This window comes from Streptomyces sp. NPDC045470 (assembly GCF_040646595.1).
GTDB lineage: Bacteria > Actinomycetota > Actinomycetes > Streptomycetales > Streptomycetaceae > Streptomyces.
On sequence record NZ_JBEZAN010000005.1, the window covers coordinates 415,232 to 439,940 of the forward strand.

At 72.5% G+C, this 24,709-nt stretch carries 19 protein-coding genes and 1 pseudogene; 10 read left to right on the top strand and 10 right to left on the bottom strand.

Annotated features, from left to right (window positions below):
• Positions 1–61: 61 nt before the first annotated feature.
• Positions 62–2,092: an ATP-binding protein gene (locus AB0A97_RS19175; protein ID WP_361151016.1), complete on the top strand. Its 2,031-nt coding sequence runs from the start codon at positions 62–64 to the stop codon at positions 2,090–2,092.
• 57 nt (positions 2,093–2,149) lie between these two features.
• Here the strand turns inward: AB0A97_RS19175 and AB0A97_RS19180 are convergent, their stop codons facing one another.
• The 4 genes from AB0A97_RS19180 to AB0A97_RS19195 all read right to left on the bottom strand — a co-directional run bounded on the left by AB0A97_RS19180 (position 2,150) and on the right by AB0A97_RS19195 (position 6,583).
• On the bottom strand, positions 2,150–3,154 hold the full coding sequence (locus tag AB0A97_RS19180) for a zinc-binding dehydrogenase (RefSeq protein WP_361151018.1): 1,005 nt from the start codon (positions 3,152–3,154) through the stop codon (positions 2,150–2,152).
• Between the two features lie 75 nt (positions 3,155–3,229).
• Entirely contained in the window at positions 3,230–4,348 is a 1,119-nt protein-coding gene (locus AB0A97_RS19185) for a glycosyltransferase (protein ID WP_361151020.1), read from the bottom strand.
• 250 nt (positions 4,349–4,598) lie between these two features.
• Positions 4,599–5,306 (bottom strand): response regulator transcription factor, encoded by a 708-nt coding sequence (locus tag AB0A97_RS19190; RefSeq protein WP_361151023.1) that lies wholly within the window; start codon positions 5,304–5,306, stop codon positions 4,599–4,601.
• Positions 5,307–5,350: 44 nt separating this feature from the next.
• Positions 5,351–6,583 (bottom strand): sensor histidine kinase, encoded by a 1,233-nt coding sequence (locus AB0A97_RS19195; RefSeq protein ID WP_361151026.1) that lies wholly within the window; start codon positions 6,581–6,583, stop codon positions 5,351–5,353.
• 271 nt (positions 6,584–6,854) lie between these two features.
• Here AB0A97_RS19195 and AB0A97_RS19200 point away from each other — a divergent pair, with 271 nt between their 5' ends.
• Together AB0A97_RS19200 and AB0A97_RS19205 are read left to right on the top strand one after the other, a co-directional pair.
• Positions 6,855–7,637, top strand: a complete 783-nt coding sequence (locus AB0A97_RS19200; RefSeq protein WP_361151028.1) for an ABC transporter ATP-binding protein — start codon at positions 6,855–6,857, stop codon at positions 7,635–7,637.
• On the top strand, positions 7,637–10,216 hold the full coding sequence (locus tag AB0A97_RS19205; protein ID WP_361151030.1) for an ABC transporter permease: 2,580 nt from the start codon (positions 7,637–7,639) through the stop codon (positions 10,214–10,216). Before AB0A97_RS19200 ends, AB0A97_RS19205 begins: the two co-directional genes overlap by 1 nt.
• A 106-nt stretch (positions 10,217–10,322) precedes the next feature.
• On the opposite strand, the gene AB0A97_RS19210 is transcribed toward AB0A97_RS19205, so the two are convergent.
• Positions 10,323–10,895 (bottom strand): helix-turn-helix domain-containing protein, encoded by a 573-nt coding sequence (locus AB0A97_RS19210; RefSeq protein ID WP_361151033.1) that lies wholly within the window; start codon positions 10,893–10,895, stop codon positions 10,323–10,325.
• Positions 10,896–11,089: 194 nt separating this feature from the next.
• On the opposite strand from AB0A97_RS19210, the gene AB0A97_RS19215 reads away from it, so the two are divergent.
• Positions 11,090–11,851 (top strand): SDR family oxidoreductase, encoded by a 762-nt coding sequence (locus tag AB0A97_RS19215; protein ID WP_361151036.1) that lies wholly within the window; start codon positions 11,090–11,092, stop codon positions 11,849–11,851.
• Positions 11,852–11,909: 58 nt separating this feature from the next.
• Positions 11,910–13,367 carry an MFS transporter gene (locus tag AB0A97_RS19220; RefSeq protein WP_361151038.1) on the top strand — a complete coding sequence of 486 codons (1,458 nt, stop codon included), beginning with the start codon at positions 11,910–11,912 and terminating at the stop codon, positions 13,365–13,367.
• 97 nt (positions 13,368–13,464) lie between these two features.
• On the opposite strand, the gene AB0A97_RS19225 is transcribed toward AB0A97_RS19220, so the two are convergent.
• Positions 13,465–14,052 (bottom strand): TetR/AcrR family transcriptional regulator C-terminal domain-containing protein, encoded by a 588-nt coding sequence (locus AB0A97_RS19225; RefSeq protein ID WP_361151039.1) that lies wholly within the window; start codon positions 14,050–14,052, stop codon positions 13,465–13,467.
• Positions 14,053–14,243: 191 nt separating this feature from the next.
• On the opposite strand from AB0A97_RS19225, the gene AB0A97_RS19230 reads away from it, so the two are divergent.
• Together AB0A97_RS19230 and AB0A97_RS19235 are read left to right on the top strand one after the other, a co-directional pair.
• Positions 14,244–15,683 (top strand): MFS transporter, encoded by a 1,440-nt coding sequence (locus AB0A97_RS19230; RefSeq protein ID WP_361151042.1) that lies wholly within the window; start codon positions 14,244–14,246, stop codon positions 15,681–15,683.
• A 767-nt stretch (positions 15,684–16,450) separates the two neighbouring features.
• Positions 16,451–17,026: a TetR/AcrR family transcriptional regulator gene (locus AB0A97_RS19235; protein WP_361151045.1), complete on the top strand. Its 576-nt coding sequence runs from the start codon at positions 16,451–16,453 to the stop codon at positions 17,024–17,026.
• 627 nt (positions 17,027–17,653) lie between these two features.
• On the opposite strand, the gene AB0A97_RS19240 is transcribed toward AB0A97_RS19235, so the two are convergent.
• Positions 17,654–18,499: a helix-turn-helix transcriptional regulator gene (locus AB0A97_RS19240; RefSeq protein ID WP_361151048.1), complete on the bottom strand. Its 846-nt coding sequence runs from the start codon at positions 18,497–18,499 to the stop codon at positions 17,654–17,656.
• Between the two features lie 176 nt (positions 18,500–18,675).
• Between AB0A97_RS19240 and AB0A97_RS19245 the strand changes: the two genes are divergently transcribed.
• Positions 18,676–19,473 (top strand): glucose 1-dehydrogenase, encoded by a 798-nt coding sequence (locus AB0A97_RS19245; protein WP_361151051.1) that lies wholly within the window; start codon positions 18,676–18,678, stop codon positions 19,471–19,473.
• A gap of 111 nt (positions 19,474–19,584) precedes the next feature.
• Here AB0A97_RS19245 and AB0A97_RS19250 read toward each other — a convergent pair.
• Positions 19,585–19,707: pseudogene (locus AB0A97_RS19250) on the bottom strand (IS5/IS1182 family transposase); the annotation flags it as partial.
• 15 nt (positions 19,708–19,722) lie between these two features.
• Positions 19,723–21,897, bottom strand: coding sequence for a heparinase II/III family protein (locus tag AB0A97_RS19255; RefSeq protein WP_361151053.1), 2,175 nt, complete (start codon positions 21,895–21,897; stop codon positions 19,723–19,725).
• Positions 21,898–22,153: 256 nt separating this feature from the next.
• Between AB0A97_RS19255 and AB0A97_RS19260 the strand changes: the two genes are divergently transcribed.
• Together AB0A97_RS19260 and AB0A97_RS19265 are read left to right on the top strand one after the other, a co-directional pair.
• Complete coding sequence (locus AB0A97_RS19260) at positions 22,154–23,374, top strand: glycosyltransferase (RefSeq protein WP_361151056.1); 1,221 nt, start codon at positions 22,154–22,156, stop codon at positions 23,372–23,374.
• 7 nt (positions 23,375–23,381) lie between these two features.
• Entirely contained in the window at positions 23,382–24,398 is a 1,017-nt protein-coding gene (locus tag AB0A97_RS19265; protein WP_361151059.1) for a glycosyltransferase, read from the top strand.
• 167 nt (positions 24,399–24,565) lie between these two features.
• Here the strand turns inward: AB0A97_RS19265 and AB0A97_RS19270 are convergent.
• The coding region (locus tag AB0A97_RS19270; RefSeq protein WP_361147433.1) for a transposase at positions 24,566–24,709 on the bottom strand (144 nt) is incomplete at its 5' end.

Below are 24,709 nucleotides of genomic sequence, written 5' to 3' on the forward strand. Positions count from 1 at the left end.
GCCGTGAAAGAAGGCAGGACCACACATGGAAGCACCGCCACGTCGCACTCTCGCCGAGCGTGTGAGCACGGCGAGAGCCAGCGCCTTCGTCGGCAGGGAGACCGAACTGGCCCTGCTGCGCGACGCCCTCGCCGGGCGGCCCGGTGCCGCCTCCGTGCTGTACGTGCACGGCCCCGGCGGCATCGGCAAGTCGACACTCATGCGGCGCTACGCCGAGGAGGCGCGCGGCGTCGGCCGGCCGGTGGTCCACGTCGACGGCCGGGCCCTGCCCGCCGTGCCGGGGGCCTTCGAGAAGGCGGCCGCCGCGGTCGTGCACACGTCGGGAGCCCTCCTGCTCATCGACACCTTCGAGTACTGCCAGAGCCTGGAGGGCTGGCTGCGCGAGGAGTTCCTGCCGAGCCTGCCCGACGACGTGCTGGTCGTCGTCGCGGGCCGGCACGCGCCCGACGTCGGCTGGTCCGCGGACCCCGGCTGGAGCGACCTGCTCAAGGTGGTGGCGCTGGAGCAGCTCAGCGCGAGCGAGGCGGAGACCTTCCTGGAGCGGCGGGGAGTCGCCCCAGCCCGGCGCGGACCCCTGCTCGCCTTCGCCTCCGGCCATCCCCTCGTCCTGGCGCTCGCCGCTCAGGTGGCCGGGACGGAGGGGAGCGACCTGCCAGGCTCCGGACGCTGGAGCCCCGCCCCCGATGTCGTCGCGTCGCTGCTGCGGCGGATGCTGGGTGATCTCCCGGGCCCCCGGCACCGCCTCGCTCTCGAGGTCTGTTCCCAGGCCCATGTGACGACCGGGACACTCCTGCGTGCCCTGGTCGGTGACGACGCCCCGGAACTGTTCGCGTGGCTGCGCGAGCAGCCGTACGTGGACCACTGCGCCGAAGGGATCTTCCCCCACGACATCGTCCGGAAGGCACTCGCGGCCGACCTGCGGTGGCGGGACCCGGAGGGATTCGACGAGCTGTACCGGCGCCTGCACGAGCACCTGCTGGAGCGGATCGGCTCCGTACCCGCCGAACGGCTGCTGCACGAGGTCGGTTCGCTGCAGTTCCTCTACCGGGGCGAGGGCCACATGGCCCAGAGCCATCTGTGGCACCTCCCCGGGCTGGTCGAGGACCACCCGTACCTGCCGTCGGACGAGAAACGCGTGCTGGCCCTCGCCGAACAGGCGGAGGGCCCCGACGCGGCCGAGGTGGTCCGCTTCTGGCTCCGCGGCCGGCCACAGGACTTCCGGGTCCAGCGGCTGCGCGGCACAGCACCTGCCGTGGCGTTCTCCGCCTGGCTGCGACCGGAGCCCGCCCAGGGCCGCGAGCACGACCCGGTCGCCGCCGCGGTCTGGGAGCATGTCGCTTCCCACGGGCCGCTCGGCCCCGGGGAGCACGTCGCCCTCGGTCGCTTCCACGTCCACCCGCGCCACTATCAGCGGCCCTCGCCGGTGATGGACCTGATGCTCTGGCGCATGCTCGGCGAACTCCTGCGGGACAGCGGACCGGCGTGGTCGTTCATCGTGCTGCGCGACGACGGGTTCTGGAACGCGCACATGGAGTTCTGCGACATGACGCCGCTGGAGCAGTCTGTCACCGTCGGAGAATCGGCCTACCGCGTCTTCGCCCACGACTGGCGTGACCTGCCGCCCCGAGCGTGGCTGTCGGCCAAGCAGCAGGCCCTGCTGTCCGCCACCGACATGGGCTCGGCCGGTTCCGGTACGTCTCTTCCCCGGCCCCGCGCCCCCCTCGCCCCACCGGCCCTGAGCCGCCCGGAGTTCACCGCCGCGGTCCGCTCCGCGCTGCGCGACCTGAACCAGCCACGGGCCCTGGAAGCGAACCCGTTGCGTCGCAGCCGCCTGGTCACCGACCACGGTATGACGCTGCGGGAGGTGCTCGCCCACGCCGTCGCGGGCCTCGTCACCGAGCGCGGGGGAGACAAGGCGCTCCGGGTCGCCACGCTCGCCTTTGTCGAGGGGGCGCCCACCCAGGAGGCGGCGGCCCGGCGACTGGACATGCCGTACAGCACCTACCGGCGGCACCTGACCTCCGCGGTCTCGCGGGTCGAGGAGATCATGTGGCGTCACGAGGAGAACGGCCTGCCGCTGCTTCCTCCATGACGACGTGACAGTCCGCGCAGCCGCCCCCCGGCGGGCGCTGCGCGGACCGCCCCTCGGTCACGGACGCCCGTCGGTTCCCGGCCGCAGAACCACCTTGCCGATGGTGGCGCGGGTCTCCAGGGCGTGGTGGGCCTGCGCCGCACGGGCGAGGGGGAAGGACTGGACGACAGGGCTGAACCGTCCGTCCGCCGCCCACCGGAGCGCCGTCTCCTCCAGCCCGCGGACACCGCCCGGCAGCCCGAACAGCGCGGGACCCACCGCCAACCGGGAGGTGATGCCGTACTGCTCCAACTCCTGGGGCGAGAAGCTGGTGAACCGGCCCTCGTCGGAGGCCCAGCCGAAGTACAGATGCCGTCCCCCCTCGCCGAGCGACTCAGCGGCGGCCCGGCCGAGCCGGCCGCCCACCCCGTCGAGGACGACGGTCGACGGTTCGCCGCCCAGCGCCTCGTCGAGTCGCTCCTCCCAGCCCGGCAGGGTGTAGTCCACCGCACCGTCCGCGCCCTGCTCCAGCACCACGTCGAGCTTCCGCCGACTGCCCGACAGTCCTACGACCACGGCACCCGCCCGTCGTGCCGCCTGCACCAGCAGCGTGCCCAGGCCCCCGGCGGCCGCCGTGACCACGACGACGTCCTCGCTCGACAGAGCGGCCTGCTCCAGGACACCGACCGCGGTCCGCCCGGTTCCGATCATGGTGACGGCGGCGTCGTCGTCGAGCCCGTCGGGAACGCGGTGCAGGGAGTCGGCCGAGGTCACGGCGTGCGTGGCGTAACCGCCGTTGCGCTCGTGCCCGAGATAGGCGACCACCCGCGCCCCGAGCCAGGCTGCGTCGACCTCCGTGCCGACCGCCTCCACGATGCCCGCGGCCTCCCGGCCCGGGGTCATGGGCAGGCGCGGCAGCGCCATCCCCATCTCGCGCCCCGCGCGCAGCACGGTGTCCATGAGGTGGACCCCCGCCGCGGTCACGGCGAGACGGACCTCGCCCGGGCCCGGCGACGGTGTGTCCACCTCTTCGTACACCAGCTTGTCGGGTGCGCCGAAGGCGTGTTGACGGATCGCGTACATGATTCTTCCTCTTTCCTCTGCCTTCCGTCGTCGGCTCGCGCGGCTGCCGACATCCTGTCCGCGCCCGGGAGGGGCTCAGGCACGGAGGTCGGTCAGGAGCGACAGGACTTCGGCGGCCGGGGTCATCGCGGCGATGTTCCGGGCGGCCGCCCCGGCGGCGACCCGGAACGACGGCTCCCGCAGCACCCGTACGACCGCCTCACCGGCTTCGTCCGCCGAGCCGATGACCTCCGCGGCACCCAGGGCGGCCGTTCGCTCGGCGTTCAGGGGCTTGTCGAGACCCATGGGCAGGATCACCATCGGGACGCCGGCACCGAGTACCGAGAGCACCGTTCCGGCACCACCGGAGGAGACGACCGCGTCCACCCCCTGGAGCAGCAGCGCCATGGGGACGAATCCGGTCACGTGGACGCCGCTCCCGCCGACGGGCAGGGTCTGGTCCGCGGCCGAGGGCGGCAGGACGGCCACGACGTTCACGTCGTGCTCGGTGAGCGAGGCGACGATCCGGGTGAGCACGTCGGTGTCGTCGATGATCGTGCCCAGCGTCACGAGGACCCGGGGCAGGTGCTCACGGCCGGGGAAGGACGGAGCCTGCCAATCGGTTCCGGTCTCGGTCCCGTGTGCCTGGGGCCGGATGGTGACGCGGTCCGGTGCCGGCTCCCAGTCGTCGCGCTGGAGGCAGTCGGGCCATGGATCGACCGTCGCCGACGGCCGGGCCAGGACGATGCCCCGCTCCGCCGCGCGGGCGGCGGCCGTCGCCCACATGGCCTCGGCCAAGGGCGCGTCCAGGGCGATCCCCACGCCGTGGGAGACCCACTCCACGCCCAGCCGGGAAGCAACCAGCGGACCGAGGAAGTCCGCGGTCTCCGCTATCACCAGGTCCGGGGCGAAGTCACGGGCCGCTGCCAGGGCGCCGTCCGCGCCGAGGTCGACACGGGTGCCGCCGAAGAACTCGCCCGCGGTGGCCGGGCTCATGTCGGTGGCGGCGTTCTTCCCGGTGCGCCGCTGGAACTCGCCCAGGGTCTCTTCGAGCGTCGCACCCGCCGCGTGGACGGGGGCGGGCGCCACCAGGTCTTCGAGGGAGGCGTGGGTCAGGAACGCGGTGGTGTGACCGGCCTGGCGGGCCGCCCTTTCCAGGGGGAGAAGCGGCAGCAGGTGGCCGTGGGCCGGCGTGCCGGAGAACAGGATGCGCATGGAACACCTTCAGCAGAGAGAACAGGGGCCTGAGGGGAACGCCCGCTTGGTCAGGGGCGCGACAGTGCCCGTACGAGTCCGGTCGTCGCAGGCCAGGCGGCCTGTTCCGGACCTCGTCGTCTCATCATGCGGGTCATGACTGCTCATTCGGGGGCGCGACGACTGCTCGCCTCTGCTCAGATCCGCCCACGGCCGGCCGTGGCCCATACGGCCCCGGCGGGCCCGCGCCCGGGCGCCGAGGGCGGGAGCGTCAACGAGGGCCCGGGGTGGGGGCCGAGCGTGGTGTCACCAGTCCGCAGTCGTACGCCAGGACCACCGCCTGCACCCGGTCGCGCAACTGGAACTTCTCCAGGATGCGCGCGACATGGGACTTCACGGTCGTCTCGCCGATGCCCAGTTCCCGGCCGACCTCCGCGTTCGACAGGCCGCGCGCCAGAGCGCGCAGCACGTCCAGCTCGCGGGCCGTGAGCGCGTCGAGCCGGGGCGGCACGGTGGGCGCGGTCTCCGACGGCATGCCGGCGAACCGGTCCAGCAGCCGGCGCGTGACGCGGGGAGCGAGCACGGCGTCCCCCGTGGCCACCGTCCGGATCGCCTCCACCAGGGAGTCGGCGGGGCCGTCCTTCACCAGGAAGCCGCCGGCCCCCGACCGCAGCGCGTCCACGACGTGGGCGTCCAGGTCGAAGGTGGTGAGGACGATGACGTGGCTGGACGGCACGCTGCGGGTGATCAGCCGGGTGGCCTCCACGCCGTCCATGTTCGGCATCCGGATGTCCATGAGGACGACGTCGGGGGTCAGCCGCTCGGTCTCCGCCACGGCCTCCCGGCCGTCGGACGCCTCCCCGACGACGTCGATGTCCCCCTCGGCTTCCAGGATGAGCCGGAAACCCGTCCGGATCATGGGCTGGTCGTCGGCCAGCAGAACGCTGATACGCCGCATACGGTTCGATTCCTTCGTCATGGTGCTGATGGTCGGAACGGCTGCATGGCTGCTGCCGGGAGGCTTCAGGACGGCTTCAGGACGGCGTGGACGCAGAAGCCGCCGCCGGGCCGCGTACCGGTGTGCAGGGTGCCGCCCACGGCGGCGATCCGTTCCCGCATGCCGACCAGGCCGTACCCGCTGCCGTTCGCGGGTGCCGCGGAGACCCGCCCGGCGGCCGCGTCCGGTCCGTCGTCGCAGATCCGGATGGTGAGGCGTTCCGGTCCGTCCTCCCAGATGAGCTGGACGCGGGTCCGCGTCGGACCGGCGTGCTTCATCGTATTGGTCAGCGCTTCCTGGACGACGCGATAGGCCGTCAGGTGGGATCCGGCCGGCAGGGGGAGCGGTGTGCCGAGCACGCTGTACTCGACGTCCAGGCCCGTCTCCCGCACGGAGTCGATCAGTGAGGGGAGGCCGTCCACGGTCGGCTGCGGCGGTTCCTTGGAAGGGGCGGCCGGGGCCTCCTCGTCCGTCCGCAGCACATCCAGGAGCCGGCGCAACTCCGTGACGGTGTCCCGACCGGTCTGCTCGACCGTCGCGTGCAGTTCGTGGGCCTTCTCCGGGTCACGGTCCTGGACCCGGTCGGCGGCGATGGTCTGCACGACCATGAGGCTCACGTTGTGGGCGACGATGTCGTGCAGTTCCCGGGCGATGCGGGCCCGCTCGTGCATCACCGCCGCGCGGGCGGTGGCAGCCTGTTCGCGTTCGAGCGCCGCCGCGCGTTCCACGGCCTCGTCCCTGATCGCGGCACGCGCCTTCGCGAGGCGGCCCAGCGCCCAGGCCGCCAGCAGGATGACGGCCTGGGTCAGGAACGTGGTGACCCGGTGCCCCGGCGGCGCGATGAGCCCCTCCACCAGGGAGTCGAGCGGGATGAACACCCCCGCCACGACGGTGGTGATCCAGGGTTCACGGCGTACGGCCGTGAGGAACACGGCCGTGGCGACGACCAGATACGGCGGCCCGATCGAGGTGCCCTCGGCTCCCGAAAGCTGAGGAACGTACGTCAGCGCCTGCATCGTGCTCGTCGCCGCCGCCGTCACCAGCAAGGTGCCCAGCGGCAGGCGGCGGTGCACCGTCATGGGCAGCGCGACCAGCAGGATGAGGACGAACCACCAGGTGTCCGGTGCCCGCAGGCCCTGGCTGTCCGCGGGAATCACCGAGGGCAGCGCGAGACATCCCCCCGCGGCCAGAAGAGCCAGCACGGTGTCCGTCAACGCGGCCGGTACGCCGCGCCCCGCCAGGGAGCCTGTCGCTTTCATCGTTCAACTTTAAAGGGAAAATTTGCCCGTACCGCCGTCCCGAGGGCGGACCCGTTCGTCACCCCTCCTCCCTGGTGGCCCCTCCTCAAGGAGGAGAAGAGACGAGTGCCGCTCCGGGCCGCGGCCGGGCCCGCTCGTCCTGTCGGCGGAGGCCTCGCCCCGCTTCCTCCGGCGGGCGGAGGAGAGGATTCGACGCGAGGGCGGAGGAGTCGGTGCCTCGTGGCGGATGGACTTGAGGCACCACCCGCCACCTCACTCGACGAGGCCTTTCATGCTCAGAGCACGCCGTCGGCAGACACCGGCCGACACCCCCGCCGCCCCCACCGGAAGCGCCGTACGCATGACCCAGGTGACCAAGCGCCACGGCGACGGCGAGTCGGCGGCCGTCGCCCTCGACCAGGTGAGCCTCGGCATCCCCGCCGCCACGTTCACCGCCGTCATGGGGCCGTCCGGCTCGGGCAAGAGCACCTTCTTGCAGTGTGCCGCCGGCCTCGACCGGCCCACCTCCGGCATCGTGCAGCTCAACGGCCAGAACCTCGCCGAACTGAGTGAGAGAGAGCTCACCGAGTACCGCAGGACCCGTATCGGCTTCGTCTTCCAGGCCTTCAACCTGCTGCCGTCCCTCACCGTGGAGCAGAACATCACCCTGCCCCTGAGACTGGCCGGGGCCGCCGCCGACAGCGCCTCGCTCGACGGCGTCGCGGCCGGTGTCGGACTGACCGGGCTGCTGCGCCGCCGCCCCGCCGAACTCTCCGGGGGGCAGCAGCAGCGAGTGGCCATCGCGCGCGCTCTGATCACCCGGCCGGAGGTCGTCTTCGCCGACGAACCCACCGGTGCGCTCGATCCCGACACCGCCCAGGACATCCTGCACCTGCTCCGGCAGGCGGTGACCGACCTGCACCAGACCGTGGTGATGGTCACCCACGACCCTGTGGCGGCCCAGCACACCGACCGGGTCGTCTTCCTGGAGGCCGGACGCGTGGCGCACCGTGCGGACCGGCCCTCCGCGGACCAGGTCAAGCGCGTGATGTCCGAGCTGCGAAGGGGCCGCTGATGCTGCGCCTCGCCCTCGCGACGCTCCGCGCCCGTACGGGGCCGTTCACCGCGACCTTCGTCGCCCTGCTCCTGGGCGCGGCGGTGATCAGCGCCTGCGGAGTACTCCTGGAGTCCGGGCTGCGCTCCGCTCCGCCTCCCGAACGCTACGAAAAGGCACCGCTGATCGTCGCCGGGCGACAGCACGCGGAACTCGACGTGCAATCCGCCGACGGCTCGACCTACCGCAGCTCACAGCCGCTGCCCGAACGCCTCGTGCTGCCGGCGGACCTCGCCGCTGACCTCGCCGCGGTCGACGGCGTCGCGTCCGTGGTGCCGGACCGGGGCACCGCGGTCCGGCTGCTGGCCGGTGACCGGACGGTGACCGGTCACAACGGCGCGTCACCGCAGTTGCACAACTGGGGCAGCCGCACACTGGGCGGCTTCCGTCTCATCACGGGCCACCAGCCGCGCGGCGCCCACGAGGTCGTGCTGGACGCCGACCTCGCCGCCCGCAGCGGACTGCGGGCCGGCTCCTCCGTACGGCTCATGACGCATGCGGCTCCCGTCACGTTCGAGGTGGCCGGCCTGGTCGCGCTCGACGGCGGCCGAACTCCCCGGCAGTCCGTGCTGTTCGCCGCCGACTCCGCTCTCGACCGACTGCTCCCCGACGCCGCACGCGGCGCGTACGCCTTCGGTGTGCTGACCACGCCCGGGGCCACGCCGTCCGCGGTGGCCTCGGACATCGAGCGGACCCTGAGGGGGGAGCGGTCCGTCGCCGTGTACACGGGCGGTGACCGCGGCAGGGCCGAGTTCACCGACGTCGCCGTCGGCGCCGCACGCGTGGTCGAACTCGCCACCGGCATCGGGGGAAACGTTCTGCTGGTGGCCGTGTTCGTGCTGTGTGCCACGACCTCGCTCGCCGTACGCCATCGCCGTCGCGAGCTGGCGCTGCTGCGGGCGATCGGCACCACACCGCGTCAGCTGCACACGATGATCGCCGCCGAGTCGGCGGTGGCGGGCCTGGTGGCGGGTGTGCTCGGGTGCCCCTTGGGGACCGGTGTCGTGTACTGGCTCAGTGCGCAGTTCGCGGGCCGGGGCATCGTCCCGCCGGACTTCCGGCCGGTGATCGGTCCGATCCCGTTCCTGGTCGCCGTCGTCGCGACCGTGCTGACCGCCGTGGTGGCGGCCTTCGTCGCGGCCCGGCGGGCGGCCCGTGTCCGGCCCGGCGAAGCCCTGGGGGAGGCGGCGTCCGAGCCCGCCCGCCTCGGCCGGGGGCGCGTGGTCACCGGTGGTGTGCTGCTGGCCCTGGCCGCCGCGGTGTGCGGCCTCGGTCTGGGATACCGGGCCGACTTCCTGACCCTCGTGGGGCTGGCCAACTCCCTTGTCCTGCTGCTCGCCGTCGCCGCCGCCGTGCTCGGGCCGCTGCTCACCCGTGCGGCGATCGGGCTGCTCGCTCCGTTGCTGCGCCGGACGGGCGTCACCGGGTGGCTGGCCGCGGCCAACACCCGCAGCGCGGCGGTCCGGACGGCAGGCGCCGTCACCCCGCTCGTCCTGGCCGTCTCCTTCGCCGCGACGGTGGTGTTCACCCAGACCACGCAACTGAGTCAGTCGGCCGACGAGATTCGCTCCGGTACGGTCGCCGACCACGTGCTGACCGCTCCGTCCGGCGTCTCACCGCAACTGGCGCGCAGAGCGGCGGAGGTGCCCGGGGTGGCGGCCGCGACCGGCGTGGTGCGCTCCAAGGCCGTCGGGGTGGGCTCGCTGCTCGGGGAGGAGGAGGCCGTGTCACTGAGTGCCCAGGGCGTCGAGCCGAGAGCGCTGGCGGGCACGCTCGACCTGGACGAACGGGACGGTGACCTGTCCGCCCTCAGGCGGGACACGGTGGCCCTCAGCGCGACGGCGGCCTCCTGGCTGGGGCTGGACGTCGGCGACCGGGCCCACTTGTACCTGGGGGACGGCACGGCCTTCGACGGCAAGGTGATCGCCGTGTACGGCCGGGGCTTCGGCTTCGCCGACCTCACCTTCGACCACGATCTGCTGCTCTCCCACACCACGGAGGCCGTCGACCGGTCCGTCCTGGTCCGGTCGGCACCCGGCTCCGCCGACGCCGCGGCGCGGCAGCTCTCGGCGCTGGCGCGTGACTACCCGGGCACCGCCCTGAGCGGCGCCCTGGCGGCCGACGCCCAGGTCGAGGAGCAGCGGGCGACCGCCTGGGTGAACTACCTGGTGGTCGGCCTGATCATCGCCTATACGGCCATCACGGTCGTGAACACCCAGGCCATGAACACCGCCGCCCGTAGGCGGGAGTTCGCGCTGCTGAGGCTGACCGGCACGGATCGCTCCCAGGTGCTTTCCATGATGCGGCGCGAGAGCCTGACGGTGGTCGCCGTCGGCGCCATGGTGGGTGCGGTACTGGCTCTGCCCCCGCTGATGCTGATCGCGACCGCCCTGACCGGCACCGCGGTGCCGACCGCCCCGGCGCTGGGCTGGCTGGCCATCCTGGGCTCCACGGCCGTACTGGCGGTGGCCGGGGCGATGCTGCCCGCACGCCTGATGCTGCGGACGCGTCCGGTGGACGCGATCGGCATGAAGGAGTAGGAGCGCGGGAGAAGCAGGGCGTGCGGGCCGGCCGTGACCGGCCCGCACGCCCTGCCTTTACGTGATCGACCGGGGCGCCGTTCGTGAGGGAACGCCGTGCCTCCGGTCAGGAACGGACGCTCAGACCGTCGAAGGTGAGGTCGAGCAGGCGCTCCGCCTGTTCCCGCTGCTCGGCTCTGCCGGATGCCAGGGCGATACCGGTGAGGGCGGCGAACAGATCGGCCGGGCCGATGTCCGTACGGACGGTGCCGGCCGCGGTGTTGGCCTCCAGGAGCGAGGCGATGGCCTCCAGCATCATGTCGTGGCTCTGCGCGTAGGGATTGACCCCCGCGTCCACGAGCGCGCGCAGGGCGTCCGCCATGCCCAGTTTGGCGGTGGCGTAGTCGATGAAGCGACCCATCCACGCGCGCAGGGCTTCCCGGGGCGGCAGGTCGGAGAGGAGCCGGGGCGCCGCGTCGCAGAGCTTGGCCAGCTCGTTGCGGTAGGCCGCCTCGATCAGTACCTCCCTGGTGGGGAAGTTGCGGTACAGGGTGCCCGAGCCCACGCCGGCTTCCTTCGCGATGCGCTCCAGGTGTGCGTGGAGGCCTTCCTCGGCGAACACGCGCACCGCCGCCGAGAGGATCTTCTCGCGGTTGCGCTGCGCATCGGCCCGCAGCGGGCGTCCTGTCTCGTCGGGCACCGTCTTCTCCTGTCACCCCGGCTTGCTAAGTGGGGGCGTCTCCACTTAACCTGAACTAAGCGGCGGCGCCTCCACTTAAAGTGGCGGTGCCTCCGTTTCAACTCTAGGGCATGCGCTCCGCGGACCGCCGCGTCGAGCGCTCCCGTCTCCGGCGCGCGCGGTCAGGAGAGGTCGCGTGTGATCACAGAGAGGTCATGACCATGACATTGCAGAACAAGGTGGCCGTCATCACGGGCGGTGCCTCCGGGGTCGGTCTCGGTATCGCCCGCGAATTCGTCGCGCAGGGGGCGCAGGTGGTCGTCACCGACCTCCGGAAGGACCGGCTCGACGATGCGGTCGCCCAGCTCGGGCCGCGGTGCGAGGGCGTCGTGGCCGACGTCACCCGCCTCGCGGACATGGAGCTGATGTACCGCCAGGTCGAAGCGCGGCACGGGAAGCTCGACGCCGTCGTCGCCAACGCGGGCATCGGCGACCACGCCCCCTTGGGCCGGATCACCGAAGAGCAGTTCGACCGGACGTTCGGCGTCAACGTCAAGGGCGTGCTGTTCACCGTGCAGCCCGCGCTGCCTCTGATGTCCGACGGCGGAACCGTCGTCGTCATCGGCTCGACCGCCTCCGTGCAGCCGCCCGCCGCCATGAGCGTCTACGGAGGCGCCAAGGCCGCGGTCCGGTGCTTCGTCCGCGCCTGGATCCAGGACATCAAGGGGTCCGGGATCCGCATGAACGTCCTCAGTCCGGGGGCGGTCGACACCCTGTCCCTCCGGCAGGCGGCCGAGCAGGCCCGCGGGGCCGACGGCGTGGCCGCACTCCTCGCCTCCATGGGGGAGGGCAACCCCACCGGACGCATCGCCGCTCCCGAGGAGATCGGCAGGGCCGCGGCCTTCCTCTCCAGCGACGCCTCCAGCTTCGTCACCGGCGTCGAACTCTTCGTCGACGGCGGCATGGCCCAGGTGTGACCCGCCTGCCGCGCCGCCCGCCCGTCTGCCCCTCACCCTGATCGGAACCCGTACTTCCGTGCCTTCTCCTTGCCCCGCCTCCACGCCCGCGCCCGCTCCACCCCGTCCCGCCGAGCCCCCGGCCGGCCGGAGCGGCCCACGGCGCGGCCATGCCGTCGGCATCGCCGTCGTCCTGGTCGCGCAGTTGATGCTCGCCCTGGACACGACCATCGTGAACGTGGCCCTTCCCCGTATCGGGGCGGGCCTGGACTTCACCCCCGCCGGCCTGTCCTGGGTCCTCAACGCCTACACCCTCGCCTTCGGCGGACTGCTTCTGCTGGGCGGACGGCTGGGGGACGCCTACGGCAGGCTCCGCGTCTTCGAGGCCGGTCTCGGCCTCTTCACGGCGGCCTCGTTGCTCGGCGGCCTGGCCCACACGCCCGCCCTTCTGATCGTCGCGAGGGCGGCCCAGGGCGTCGGAGCCGCCCTCGCCGCCCCCGGCGTCCTCGCCCTGCTCACCGCCGGTGCCGTCGATCAGGGCGCCCGCCATCGTGCCCTCGCCCTGTTCTCCGCCGTCAGCATCGGTGGCAGCACGCTCGGCCTCGTCCTCGGCGGTCTGGTGACCGAGTACGGCTCATGGCGCTGGACCCTGCTCATCAACGTTCCCCTCGGCCTGGCCGTCCTCGTGCTGGCTCCCCGCTTCGTCGCCGGGACGCCGAAACGCCCCGGGCGGTTCGACGGTGTCGGCGCCGTTTCGGCCACCGGCGCGGCCGTGGCGGTCGTGTGGGCCTTGATCGGCGCCCCGGACCACGGCTGGACATCGCTCCGGACGCTCGGCGGGCTCGCCGTGGGCGCCGCCCTGGCCGCGGTGCTCGCCGTGACCGAGCGCCGGGTGCCCGACCCGCTCGTCGTCCCGGCGCTGCTGCGCAGCCGGGACCGTCTCGGCGGTCTCGCCGTCACCGCGCTGGTCTTCGGATCACAGATGTCGATCTTCTTTCTGGTCGTGCAGTACGTCCAGCGGGTCCTGGGATTCGGTCCGCTGCGGGCAGGACTCGCCTTTCTGCCCATGACCCTCGGCATCTTCGCCATGTCCCGCGTCACCCCGCGCCTGCTCGCCCGGTTCGGCCGGACTCCACTCCTGCTGGCCGGCACCCTGGGCCTCACCGCCGGCTATCTGTGGCTCGGCAACGTCGCCGCCTCCAGCGGATACGCCACCGCTGTGCTCGGCCCGCTGCTGCTCAACGGTGTCTTCGCCGGTCTCACCTTCACCCCCGCCGCCTCCCTGGTCCTCGGCGACGTCGGACCCGACCACGCGGGGGCCGCCTCGGGGCTGCTCCAGACCACCCAGCAGCTCGGCGGAGCGATCGGGCTCGCCGTGATCGTCTCGGTCCACTCCCTCGGCGCGGTGCCCGGCGCGTTCGTGCCCGGCCTCCGGGCGGCCTTCACGACAGCGGCCGCTCTCACGGTCGTCGCATGGGTCATCGTCGCATCGACGGCGCTCGCCGGAAGGAGAGGCGCGGTCGGCCGAGCGTCGTGAGAGAACCGTGACCCGTGTGTGGAGCACGGGCCCGGGTGCCCTCCGCCTCCCGCCCTCGCGCTCACCAGAGGCGACGCCGGAGCCGGAGGGCCCGAGGTCAGGCTCCGCCCAGCAGGGCCTCCAGCCCGTGTGTGAACCGCTTGTCGAAGTCGGGCTCAAGCAGGAAGGGCGCCGCCTGCGCGAGCGTGGGGAGGGGCTGGTCCCGCAGCGCCTGCTCCAGAGCCGCCGCCCGGTCCTCGGTCCCGGCCTGCTGTTCGGTGGTCAGTCCGAGCAGGAAGTAGAAGACGGACCAGTGGGTCCACATGGCCTCACGGGGGCTGCGGCCGGCCTCGACGAGCGCGCTGAGCGCTGCTTCGGTGAAGGACAGGGTGTGGGGGCCGGTGGTGAAGACCCCGGACACCAGCCGGGCGCCGTCGCGGTGGGCGAGCAGCGCGCGACGGGCGATCTCGTAGAGCGCGCGGGCCCGCTCCATGGGGGGTTCGGGCAGGCGTCGGGCGTCCCAGCCGGCGAGGACCCGGTCGGAGAGCAGCTCCAGCAGTTGCGCTTTGGTGCTGACGTGCCAGCGGACGGTGTTGTGCCGCACGCCCAGGTGCTCGGCGACGGTGCGCAGGCTGAGCGCGTCCAGGCCCTCGCGCCGCAGCACCGCGAGAGCCGCGTCGGTGACCTCTTCACGGGTGATGGGCACGACGGCTTCCTCCCTGTTCTGTGCCGGTCCGCCGCTCGGGGCGGTGGCGGGGCCGGACGACTTGTCCAGTGTACAAGGACCGCCGTATTGTCCACTGGACAAGACCTCGGTGCTCCCTGCCGTCACCTCTGGTGACCCCTCTCGCGGACACCGGGTATCCCCGCTCGGCCGATCATCCGGAGTGCTTCGCCATGCCCCTTTCCCAGACGACCGCGGTGCGCCGGGAGCCCACCGCACCGGCCGGCCGGAGCCGTCGGCGACGCGACGGCGCGGTGATCGGAACGCTCGCCTTCGCGGGCGTCTCGGTGGCTGTCATGCAGTCCTTGCTGCTCCCGGTCGTCTCACGCCTTCCCGGACTGCTCCACACCTCCGCGGGCGACGCGACATGGATCATGACCGCCACGTTGCTGGCCGCGGCGGTGTCCACGCCGATCACCGGCCGCCTGGGCGACCTCTACGGCAAACGGCGCATGGTGCTGGTCGGGCTGGCTCTGATGACGGCCGGCTCCCTCGTCTCGGCGGCCACCTCCGACTACGGCCTCATGATCGTGGGCAGGGCGCTGCAAGGCATGGCCATCGGTGTCGTCCCGCTGGGCATCGGCATCATGCGGGACGTCCTCCCGCCCGAGCGGCTCGGTGCCGCCACGGGGTTGATGAGCTCCTCGGTGGGCGTGGGCGGTGCCCTGTGTCTGCCCGCGGCCGCGTTCGTGGCCGAACACGCCGACTGGCACGTCCTCTTCCTCACCACCGCCGGCCTCGGCGCGCTGGCGGCGGCTCTGGTGGTGGCCGTGGTCCCCGTCTCGCCGGACAGGGCGTCCGGCCGCTTCGACTTCGCCGGCGCGCTCACCCTGTCCCTGGCGATGGTGTGCCTGCTGCTGGCCATCACCAAGGGGGCCGCCTGGGGGTGGCTCAGCGGCACGACGCTGGCGCTCTTCCTCGCCGCCGCCCTGCTGCTGGCCGGTTTCGGAGTGCTGGAACTGCGGCGCGGAGATCCCCTGGTGGACCTGCGGGCCACCGCGCGCCGTCCGGTCCTCCTGGCCAACACCGCCGCGCTCGGCGTCGGAATCGCCTACTACGCCGTGTCCTTGACGGCCCCACAGCTTCTCCAGCTTTCTACGAACACCGGCCACGGGCTGGGTCTGCCGATGGTCGGCGCGGGACTGGTCATGGCGCCGACCGGGCTCGCCATGATGGCGGTCTCCCCGCTCTCCGCCCTTCTCACGGCCCGTCGCGGCCCACGGACCGCGCTCCTCGCGGGGCTGACCGTCATCGCTGTGAGCTGCGCGGCAGGCGCGCTGCTGCTGGGTTCCGTCGGGGGGATCCTGGTGATGGTCACTGCGGTGGGGGCCGGGATCGGTCTGGCCTACGCGGCCATGCCGGCTCTGATCATGGGGGCCGTGGACGCGTCCGAGACCGGCGCGGCCAACGGCCTCAACACGCTGATGCGCTTCGTGGGGACCAGCCTGTCCAGTTCGGTGATCGGCACGGTGCTCGCGCAGATGACGCTGCCCATGGGGGGTGCGGCCGTGCCGTCCCTGCGTGGCTTCCAGGTATCGCTGTTGCTGGCCGCGGCGGCCGTCCTGGCCGTACTCGCCGCGTCACTGTTCCTGCGCGACCGCGCGGACGGGTGAGTGATGACGCGGCGCCCCGGCCCCGGCCGGGCGCCGACGGCGCGGTCATCCGGACCGTCACCTGCCATTCACCAACCTCACGGAGGCCGCCATCGGCTCGACCGCCGCCGGATTGAAGGCGGCCGCCGCCCTCGATGACGTACTCGTCGCTCCGCGCCTGGGTGCACGTGCGCACCTGTAGCCGGCCGGGAGCGGGCTGGCCGCGGAGGCGGGCGGGCAGTTGAACGGTCGGGGCCACCCGACCCGGCCGAAGTCGAAGGAGATCGGGGGAAGGGCGTGAGCAGCGACGAGCAGCGCCAAGGGGTCGGGGTCACGCCCGTGGGCCGGTCGGGACCTGCCGTCGAAGTGTCCGGCTCCTGACGGGGAATCGGAGCCCCGGTCGGCGCACTCCGGTGCCGGTCGACGGCTTCAGCGTGGTGCCGCCTTGCCTGCGCGATGACTGGTGGGGGAGTGCGCTGCTGAGGCAGTACGCCCGCGACGCCGCCAGGGCCGGCAGGAGCGTCTTAACGGTCGACGCGAGCCGTTGTGCCGTTCCGCGAGCCTTGGCGGTCGCCGTGTGGAACATCGCTCATCGGGGGCCTCCTCCGCGCCGAAGTGAGCAGCCGGGCCATCTCCGCGTTTCCCAGGGGCTCCGCACCCAGTTCTGCGTGACGCTCATGGCCGGGGCTGGAGATGAGCGCGGTCCCGGTCCACGTCGTGCGGGCCGGGAGGGCGGGAAGCGACGACTTGCGATGACGGAATCTTGCCTTACTGGTAAGTTAAGTTTCATGAGTCCTCGAAGGAGTGCCAGGAACCAGCTCGTCAGAAGCGCGGAGGAGGTCTTCTACAACCGGGGCTTCGCGGCCACCGGGGTGGACACCGTCGCGCAGGAAGCCGGTGTGTCGAAGCCGACGCTGTACGCCCACTTCAGCGGCAAGAGCGACCTCGCCGCGACGGCGCTGCGGCACCGTCACGACGAGGCGGCCGCGGAACTGGAGGAGTGGCTGGCCGGCGTGGAGGATCCGGCCGCCCGGCCGGCGGCCGTGTTCTCCTGGCTGGCTCACCGGTACGAGAGCAAGGGTGGCCGGGGCTGCGCCTTCCTCAACGCCGCTGCCGAGGTGGTCGATCCCGAGGACCCCGTACGCCAGGCCGTCCTGAGGGAGAAGCGGTGGCTGCGCGAACTGCTCACCACGCTGTGCGTACAGGCCGGGACGCCGGCACCCGAACGCATCGCCTCACAACTGCTGTTGCTCGTCGACGGCGTGGCCGGGCGGGTGGTCGTCGAGGGGCCGCAGGCCGCCGCGCGGGCGGTGGCCGACGCCGCGGACGCCGCCGCCGTCCTGCTGGGGTCCGGTACGCGATGAGGCGCGCCGGAGACCGGATAGCGCGGCGCGCCGTCCTCCTGCTGTCAGGTCTCGCCCTGTACGGCGTCAGCACGGCCCTGCTGGTCCGGGCGGGCCTGGGAACGGACCCGTGGACCGTGCTCACCCAGGGCGTCGCGCGTACCACCGGGCTGACTCTCGGGCTCGTGGTCGTCCTGGTCTCGGCCGCCGTGTTCGCCCTCTGGGTCCCCCTGCGGCAACGCCCCGGCATCGGCACCCTCGCGAACGCCGTCCTCGTCGGCCCCGTCCTCGACCAGGCGCTGCGGGTCCTGCCGGCTCCACACCCCTGGCCGTGGCGGCTGCTCTTCCTCCTCGGCGGAGTCGTCGGCACCGCGGTGGCCACCGGGCTGTACGTCGGGGCCGGCTGGGGACCGGGCCCCCGGGACGGGCTGATGACAGGACTGGCGCGACTGGGTGTTCCGCTCCTCGTCGCCCGTACCCTCATCGAGGCGTCGGTCCTGGTGGGCGGATGGCTGCTCGGCGGCACCGTCGGCATCGGCACGGCGGTGTACGCCCTCGGGATCGGGCCGCTCGTCGCCTTCTTCCTGCCGCGCCTCGCCCTGCGGCCGGACGCGCCCGACCCCGCGCCGGACCGGCGGGAAGCAACCGCTACGACGCGCTCTGCGAGAACTGGGTCCCTATGGTCCGCAGCAGTTCGAGTGCGTGATCGTCCGACGACCCCGGGACGGCTGTGTAGAGAACGGCGCGCAGGTCACTGCCCTCGACAGTGAGGACGTCGCAGTCGAGGGTCAGGGGACCCACCTGGGGGTGGAGGATCGTCTTGCGGGCGGAGGCGTGGCGGGCCACGGCGCGTTCCTGCCACAGGGACTCGAAGCGGGGACTCGCTCGCCGGAGGTCGGCGATGAGGCCGCGCAGCAGAGGATCGCCCGAGTGGCGCCCCGCGGCGGCCCGCAGGTCCGCGGCGGCCGCGGACTCGAAAACGGCGTCCTGCTCGGGCGTGGTGGCCACGCGTGACGGGACGCCGGTGAAGTGCCGCCACAACAGGTTCTGGTCGCGTGCCGTACCCGCGGACAGTTCCCCCAGCAGAGCGATGAGCAGCGGGTTGGTGGCGACCACCTGCCATGCGGCGTCCAGCACGAGCACCGGCGTGTCGGTCATCCGGTCCAGCATGCGCTGCACTCCGGGCGCGATGTGCCTGCTGATGCCGTTGACGCGCGGATCGGCGTGCCCCGCGAGCCGGAAGAAGTATGCGTTCTCGTCGTCGGACAGGCGCAGCGCCCGGGCCAGGGATTCCACCACCGACGGCGACGGATTGCCCGCTCGTCCTTGTTCGAGACGGGCGAGGTAGTCCACGGAGAGCCCGGCGAGCAGCGCGACCTCCGCGCGTCTGAGGCCGGGCGCGCGTCGACGCCCTCCGGTGGGCAGTCCGACGCTCGCCGGAGCGAGGCGGTCGCGCCAGCCGCGCAGACAACGGGCGAGTTCCATGCGTTCCATGGACCCATGGTCACCCAGTTCTGACAGAACAGCGTCGCCCTGCCAGTCCTAGCCAAACGCGGTCTCTGGTACCCGGGCCCGGCGAACTCCATCGTTGAGGAGAGCGGTCGCCGCGGACGCTGTGCACGTCCACGACCGTCTCCCCTTACCCGTCCCCTCCCCTTTGGAGCCACCGCATGACCACGCATCCCAACCGCAATCCCGCGCCGCTCACGCTCCGGGCCCGGAGACTGGAAGACAAGGTCATCCTGATCACCGGCGCGTCCGCCGGCATGGGCGAGGCCGCGGTGCGGCGCTTCGCCGCCGAGGGCGCGACCGTCATCGCCGGCGCACGGCGCGTCGACCGCCTGGAGGAGCTGGCCGCCGAACTGACGACAGGGAGCACCGAGGTGGTCGCCGTCCCCCTCGATGTGACCGACGAAGCCTCCGTGGCAGCGGCGGTCGCCACCGCGGTCCAGCGGTTCGGCCGCCTCGACGGCGCCCTGAACGCCGCCGGCGTCACCAGTGACGGCACCCCCGTGCACGACAAACCCACCGACGTCTACGACCGGATCATGGAGGTCAACGCCAAGGGTGTCTTCCTGTCGATGAAGTACGAGATCCGCGCCCTGCTCGCCACCGGCGGCGGATCGATCGTCAACGTCTCCTCCATCGGCGGCATGGTCGGCGTGGCGGGCATCTCCGAGTACGTCGCCTCGAAGTGGGCGGTCAACGGCCTCACCAAGAGCGCCGCGCTGGAACTCGCCCCGCACAACGTGCGCGTCAACGCCCTCGCCCCGGGCTCCACGCGCACGGAGATGTGGGACATGCTCCCCGCCGCCATGCAGGACCACCTCGCCTCCATGTCGCCGATGAACCATGTGGCTCCGGCTGACGACATGGCCCGTGCCGCCCTGTTCCTGCTCTCCGACGAGAGCCGCTGGACCACCGGGGCGGTGCTTCCGGCGGAGGGCGGCCACCACGTGGGCCGCTGATCCGATCGCCGGCACCGTGTCGACGACGCGACGATTCCGAGGGGCAGGCCGAGCGGAAGACGGGCGGTAGCCGGCCGACCGCTGCCTCCTCATGTATCCGGTACAAGCGCTGACCGCCCGGCAGCAGCGGAGGGCGGTGGCGAATCCGAGGAAGGCCGGGTAGTCGCGTGTCTGGCGTTCGTAGCGGGGGCTGAGCCGGCGGTAGCCGGACAGCCACGACATCGTCCTCTCGATTCAGGCAGGACACCGTCAATGACGACGTCCAACAGACACTCCCCTGCGGGCCAACGTCCAGACGAGCGGAGTGTCACTGACATACGCGTCGGCGATGTCGAGTGTCCACTGTTCGCAGGCACCGTCGGCCATGTCCACGGACACCCGCAGGAATGAGGCGGATGAGCAGCCCGGCTCCCGTCGGACCCGCCGCACACGGGCAGCGCCCCGGAACGGCTCCAGGACGCTGACGAAGCACGCCTGGGCCCCCTCGACACGGCGGAGCAGGAATGCCATCCGGTCGGCGGGCGGATCGGCCGGGGCCCTGGCGGACCAGACGGTGGCTGCCCGCTCGTCGATGCCCCAGATGCGGGTACCGATGTCGGGCACGTCGTCGAGACGCCACTCGGCGGTCCAGACGGTTCGCGGCGACCGGCCGCCCGCGTCGTCCGTGCCCTGGACCGGAAGCCGGTGCACCTGTTCCAACAGCGCGTACGTCGCGTTCGCGGGCTGGATGTCGACAGGCCCCGGCTCGGCAGCCGGTGGCGAGACGAGTGTCCCCAGATGGTGCCAGGCGAGGTCGATGCGCTGCGGGCCTGGGCTGTCGACGAGGACCACGTCGAGCACGTACGGGTCGGGGCCCGGCCGCCACAGCAGGCAGCGGCGCAGTCTGACTCCGGCATAGGGCCCCTGCTCCGGGGCGTCGGGCCAGCCGACGACGGCGTCCGCGACCCCGACCTGACCCGTCCCTTCGGCGCCGTCCTCGCCCACGGGACGGAACGCGAGGAGGTGTCCCGTACCCGGTGGCTGGGACTGCTCACCCAAGACCACCGTGTTGTGGGCGAGGGTCTGCTGATACCACGTGCGGGTGGCGGGCACACCGTACCCGGGAGTGCCCAGGTCGGGGGAGAGCCGGTGCCCGAAGGCATGGAGGTCGAGCGACAGTTTGTCCGGATGGCCGTGGAAACCGCCGTGCGGGCCGTACTTGAGGAGCAGCCAGCGCTCGGTGCCCGGGGCCGGTGGGCACGGCGTCCGTTCCTGGAGCACCGCGTAGCCGGAGGCGGGGCACAGGCCCGTCTGCCTGACGGAGGGGAACACGGCCGTCGGGGCCGCGGAGAGTCCGGCGGCCTCCGGCCCGTACAGCAGCGCCTCCACGCTGTCACGGGGAAGCCCGCCACCGGCGTGGACCTGCGCGAGGACACCGGCGTGCGCCGGGTCGTGCCACAGCCCCCAGGCCAGTTCGTACAGAGCCGCGTACCGGCCCACCCCCGGGGGACGGGTGACGTCCGTCCAGCCGTCGTTGAGCGCCGGCAGGGTGAGATCGGCACGGGCCAGACGCAGTGGTGCGGCGAACATCTCACGGAGCTGCGGTCGGCCCAGGACCGCCGGCTCGCGATGGCGCAGCGCCGACAGCAGCGCGGACACCGCTTCCAGCGTGTAGAAGTGGTAGCCGGCCGAGCCCTCGTACCACCACCCGTCCGCCAGTACGCCGTCCCGCAGTTGCCTGTCCAGCCCGAACGCACCGTCGATGACGGGGGAGACGAACCGGTCGTCTCCGGTGACAACTCCCAGCGTGGCCAGCGCGGCGAGATGCCAGCACTCGACGTTGTGCACCCGAGGGGCCAGCTCGCCGAGGAGGTGCTCGCCCGCCGGCCGCAACAGGTCCTGTTCGATGTGTGCACGGGCCGTGGCGGTGAGGCCGCCGCGGACACAGTCGTACGCGCGGGCCACGGCGACCGCCCAGGTCGCCTCGTCCAGCGACTGCCCCATGGCCCGGCCCTGCCCCGCGATCTCGCCGTGCGGCGGGTAGCGGGCGTAGAGGTCGGCGTACGCGCCCAGTGTGGTCGCGACGTGCGACGCGTACGTCTCCTCCTCGGTCATCAGCCAGGCCAGTGCGACGTCCCGGGCCCCGGCCGCCAGTGCGGTGTGGGCATGATGCCGCCAGGCGCTGTCGAACGGTTCACCGCGGTACGTCTCGCCGTCGGCCGGGCACCGGTGGCTGTGCGGCGACGCCGGGTCGAAGACGAGCTCGGTTCCGTGGGAGGGGCAGAAGAAGGCGTGGTACCAGCCGGCGCCCAGGACAGGCGGGGTGAGGCCGAGGGCCAGTGCCGAGTCGGCTCGTGCCCGCAGGCGCTGCCACGCCGCCTCGAATGCCGGGTCCTTGCCGCGTCGGCGGAAGCGGGACAGATCGTCGTGCGAGAGGAGGAGCACGGGCGGACTGTAGCCGCGCCTGGTGGTGCCGGACGGCTGTTCCCCGGTCTTCCATCCGCACGGATGATTCACGTCGGCGGGACGTCACCCGCCGTGTGGCGGCCGTCGTTCGGTGGTATGGAGACCAAGACCGGCCAGGCTGCTTCCCTGATGAGGGCACCGTACCGTCCGCCGACCGACCCGCCCGCGCACACCATGTCTCCGGACACTCCACAGCCGGTCGACCATGCCACGCGACGATTGGGGATTGTTGCTCATGCGTGTCCTGTGTACTGCGGTGCTGTCCCCGTCCCACACGCGTGAGGCGCTCCGGTTCGCGCGCCTGCTCGCCGAAGCCGGTCACGAGGTGCACATCGCCACCGAGGCGCACCTGGGCGACATCTTCCTCGACCGGGGGTTCTCGGCGACGGCCTGCCTGCCGGATCTGCTCGACGACGCGATGACGGCCGGCCGGGAGTGCGAGGAGGCTGTCGAGCGGATGCAGAACGGCACGGCGTCCGAGGAGTCGGTGGCCTTCGTGCTCGCGGGGCCGCACCTCAAGGGCCAGTACCGGGCCCTGGAGACGGTTGCCCAGAGGTTCAAGCCGGACGTGATCCTGCGCGACGGGATGGACGTCAGCGCCGTGCTGGTGGCCGAGCGGCTGGGCGTTCCCCACCTCGCGTTGCCGTCGGGCGCCAAGGCCTACACGGACCCCGCGGCGGTCCTGCCGCATCTCAACCGGTGGCGGGCCACGGCCGGACTGCCCCAGCGGACCGACCCGCTCTCGATGATGCCGTACGGGCACCTCGACTACCTGCCGCCCTCCTTCACCTTTGCCCCGCACCTGCCCACGGCGCTGACGTACCGCCAGCCGGCCTTCGCCGACCCGAAGGCGGCACTGCAGACGAGCATCGCCGACCTGCCCCTGGACCGGCCCCTCGTGTACGCGGGCATCGGCTGGGCACTGCCCCTCTTCCTGCCCTCGCCCGGCGGCTCCCCGCCTCCCCCCGGCCGCCCGGACCCGGTCGCCGTACTGCGCGCCATGGTCGACGGACTGGCGCAGGTCGACTGCAGGGCGGTCGTGTCCACCAGCGGTGTTCCGGTGCCCGACCTCCGCCCGGCACCGCATGTGCTCGTCGTCGACTCGGTGCCGCAGCCGTTGCTGCTGGAGGAAGCCTGTCTCTTCGTCACCCACGGCGGCTACAACAGCGTGCGGGAGGCGATCCGCACCGGGACGCCCATGGCGGTCCTCCCGCAGCTCGCGGACCAGCCGGTGAACGCGGCCCGTGTCGCCGAGCTGGGTCTCGGCGCCGAGATCACCGATCCCACGCCGGCCGGGGTCGCGTCCGTGTGCAGGCGGCTCCTCGACGACACCGGCGTGCGCCGTCGCGCCAGGCAGGCCCGTCTCGCCTGTCTGGCTCTGCCTCCGGTCGAGACGGCCGTCGGGGACGTGGAGAATCTTGTGAAGCGGCACCATGGCCCGGTCGGCGACGGGTAGCTCACCGGTGACGCAGCCGCTGCGCGTACTGAGTTCCGCCCCGGGGCATCCGTACGATGTCGCCCTCTACGCTCCGCTCGCCGGACGCGTGGTGCACGCGCCCCTGCCGGGCCCGGTGTTCGACGGGGACCCGGCCCCGTTGGGCGGCTGGGACCAGTTCCACCTCCACTGGCCCGAACGGCTCCTGCCGTGCGTGCCGGCGAGACATCGAGCGGTGATCGCGGCCCTCAAGGCCGGCGGCGTACGGATCGTATGGACCCAGCACAACCTCATTCCCCACGCCAGGGACCGCGAGGGCGAAACCGTCTACCGGGCGTGGGCAGCGGCAGCCGACGCGGTCGTCCATCACAGCGAGTGGGGGATGGCCCGGGCGGTCGGACGGTACGCGTACGGCCCGGGCACCGGGCACTGGGTGATCCCCCACGGCCACTTCGGCCACTTGATGCGGGAGGCCGGCGCTCTCGGCCGGCACGAGGCGGAGCGGCGTCTGGGCCTGCGCCACGGAGTGCTGCGGCTCGGTGTGATCGGTGCGCCCCGGCGGGAAAAGCGGGTCGACCTCGTGATGCGCGCCGTCGCGGCCTCCCGCCGATCGGACATCGAGCTGTACGTCCTGTCGCTCGCGCCCGGTGAGCGGGCGTGCGTGGCGGACCCGCGCATCGTGGCACTGCCGTACGAGAGAGTGCCGCGCGCCGAGTACAACCGGCGGCTGGCCACGGTCGACGTGCTCGTCCTGCCCTTCGAGGACGGCGAGATGCTGACGACCGGCACGGTCGGTGACGCGGTGGGGCTGGGCCTGCCGTCACTGGTGTCGCGGTGGCCCTTCCTGCGCGAGGCGCTCGGTGACGCCGGCATCTGCTACGGCTCCACCGCGGAGGATCTCACGCGCTGCGTCGACAGCCTGGACGAGGCCACGCTGCGCCGTGCCCGGCGGGCCGCCCGGCGACTGCAGGAGACCTACTCCTGGGACATCATCGCCGAACGCCATCTGGCTGTGCTGGAGAACACCGGTTCCGTCAGGAGGTGAGGTCCGCGCCCTCGCCGATGTACCTGGTCCCGGTCTGACGGGCGAAGCCCTCCTGGGCCCGCTCCGTGTGCTCAGGGAGCGTGCCTGGGGGGCCTCCCAGCGGTAGCTGGGGGAGTCGCGATGCCGCGGGGATCCGTCGGAAGCGCCCTAGGAGTTGTCTTCAAATGTCAGGCCCACATCAGGAGCGATGCGAGGGTGACGGCTGCCTGGTAGGATTCGGCGGTCTTGTCGTAGCGGGTGGCGATGCCGCGCCATTGTTTCAAGCGGTTGAAGCAGCGTTCGACCACGTTGCGCCGTTTGTAGAGCTGCTG

Excerpts from the sequence above, each read along its gene's own strand:
- AB0A97_RS19180 (WP_361151018.1), bottom strand. The coding sequence starts at position 3,154 with ATGTACGCGATCCGTCAACACGCCTTCGGCGCACCCGACAAGCTGGTG.
- AB0A97_RS19185 (WP_361151020.1), bottom strand. The coding sequence starts at position 4,348 with ATGCGCATCCTGTTCTCCGGCACGCCGGCCCACGGCCACCTGCTGCCG.
- AB0A97_RS19190 (WP_361151023.1), bottom strand. The coding sequence starts at position 5,306 with ATGACGAAGGAATCGAACCGTATGCGGCGTATCAGCGTTCTGCTGGCC.
- AB0A97_RS19195 (WP_361151026.1), bottom strand. The coding sequence starts at position 6,583 with ATGAAAGCGACAGGCTCCCTGGCGGGGCGCGGCGTACCGGCCGCGTTG.
- AB0A97_RS19200 (WP_361151028.1), top strand. The coding sequence starts at position 6,855 with ATGCTCAGAGCACGCCGTCGGCAGACACCGGCCGACACCCCCGCCGCC.
- AB0A97_RS19205 (WP_361151030.1), top strand. The coding sequence starts at position 7,637 with ATGCTGCGCCTCGCCCTCGCGACGCTCCGCGCCCGTACGGGGCCGTTC.
- AB0A97_RS19215 (WP_361151036.1), top strand. The coding sequence starts at position 11,090 with ATGACCATGACATTGCAGAACAAGGTGGCCGTCATCACGGGCGGTGCC.
- AB0A97_RS19230 (WP_361151042.1), top strand. The coding sequence starts at position 14,244 with ATGCCCCTTTCCCAGACGACCGCGGTGCGCCGGGAGCCCACCGCACCG.
- AB0A97_RS19235 (WP_361151045.1), top strand. The coding sequence starts at position 16,451 with ATGAGTCCTCGAAGGAGTGCCAGGAACCAGCTCGTCAGAAGCGCGGAG.
- AB0A97_RS19240 (WP_361151048.1), bottom strand. The coding sequence starts at position 18,499 with ATGGAACGCATGGAACTCGCCCGTTGTCTGCGCGGCTGGCGCGACCGC.
- AB0A97_RS19245 (WP_361151051.1), top strand. The coding sequence starts at position 18,676 with ATGACCACGCATCCCAACCGCAATCCCGCGCCGCTCACGCTCCGGGCC.
- AB0A97_RS19260 (WP_361151056.1), top strand. The coding sequence starts at position 22,154 with ATGCGTGTCCTGTGTACTGCGGTGCTGTCCCCGTCCCACACGCGTGAG.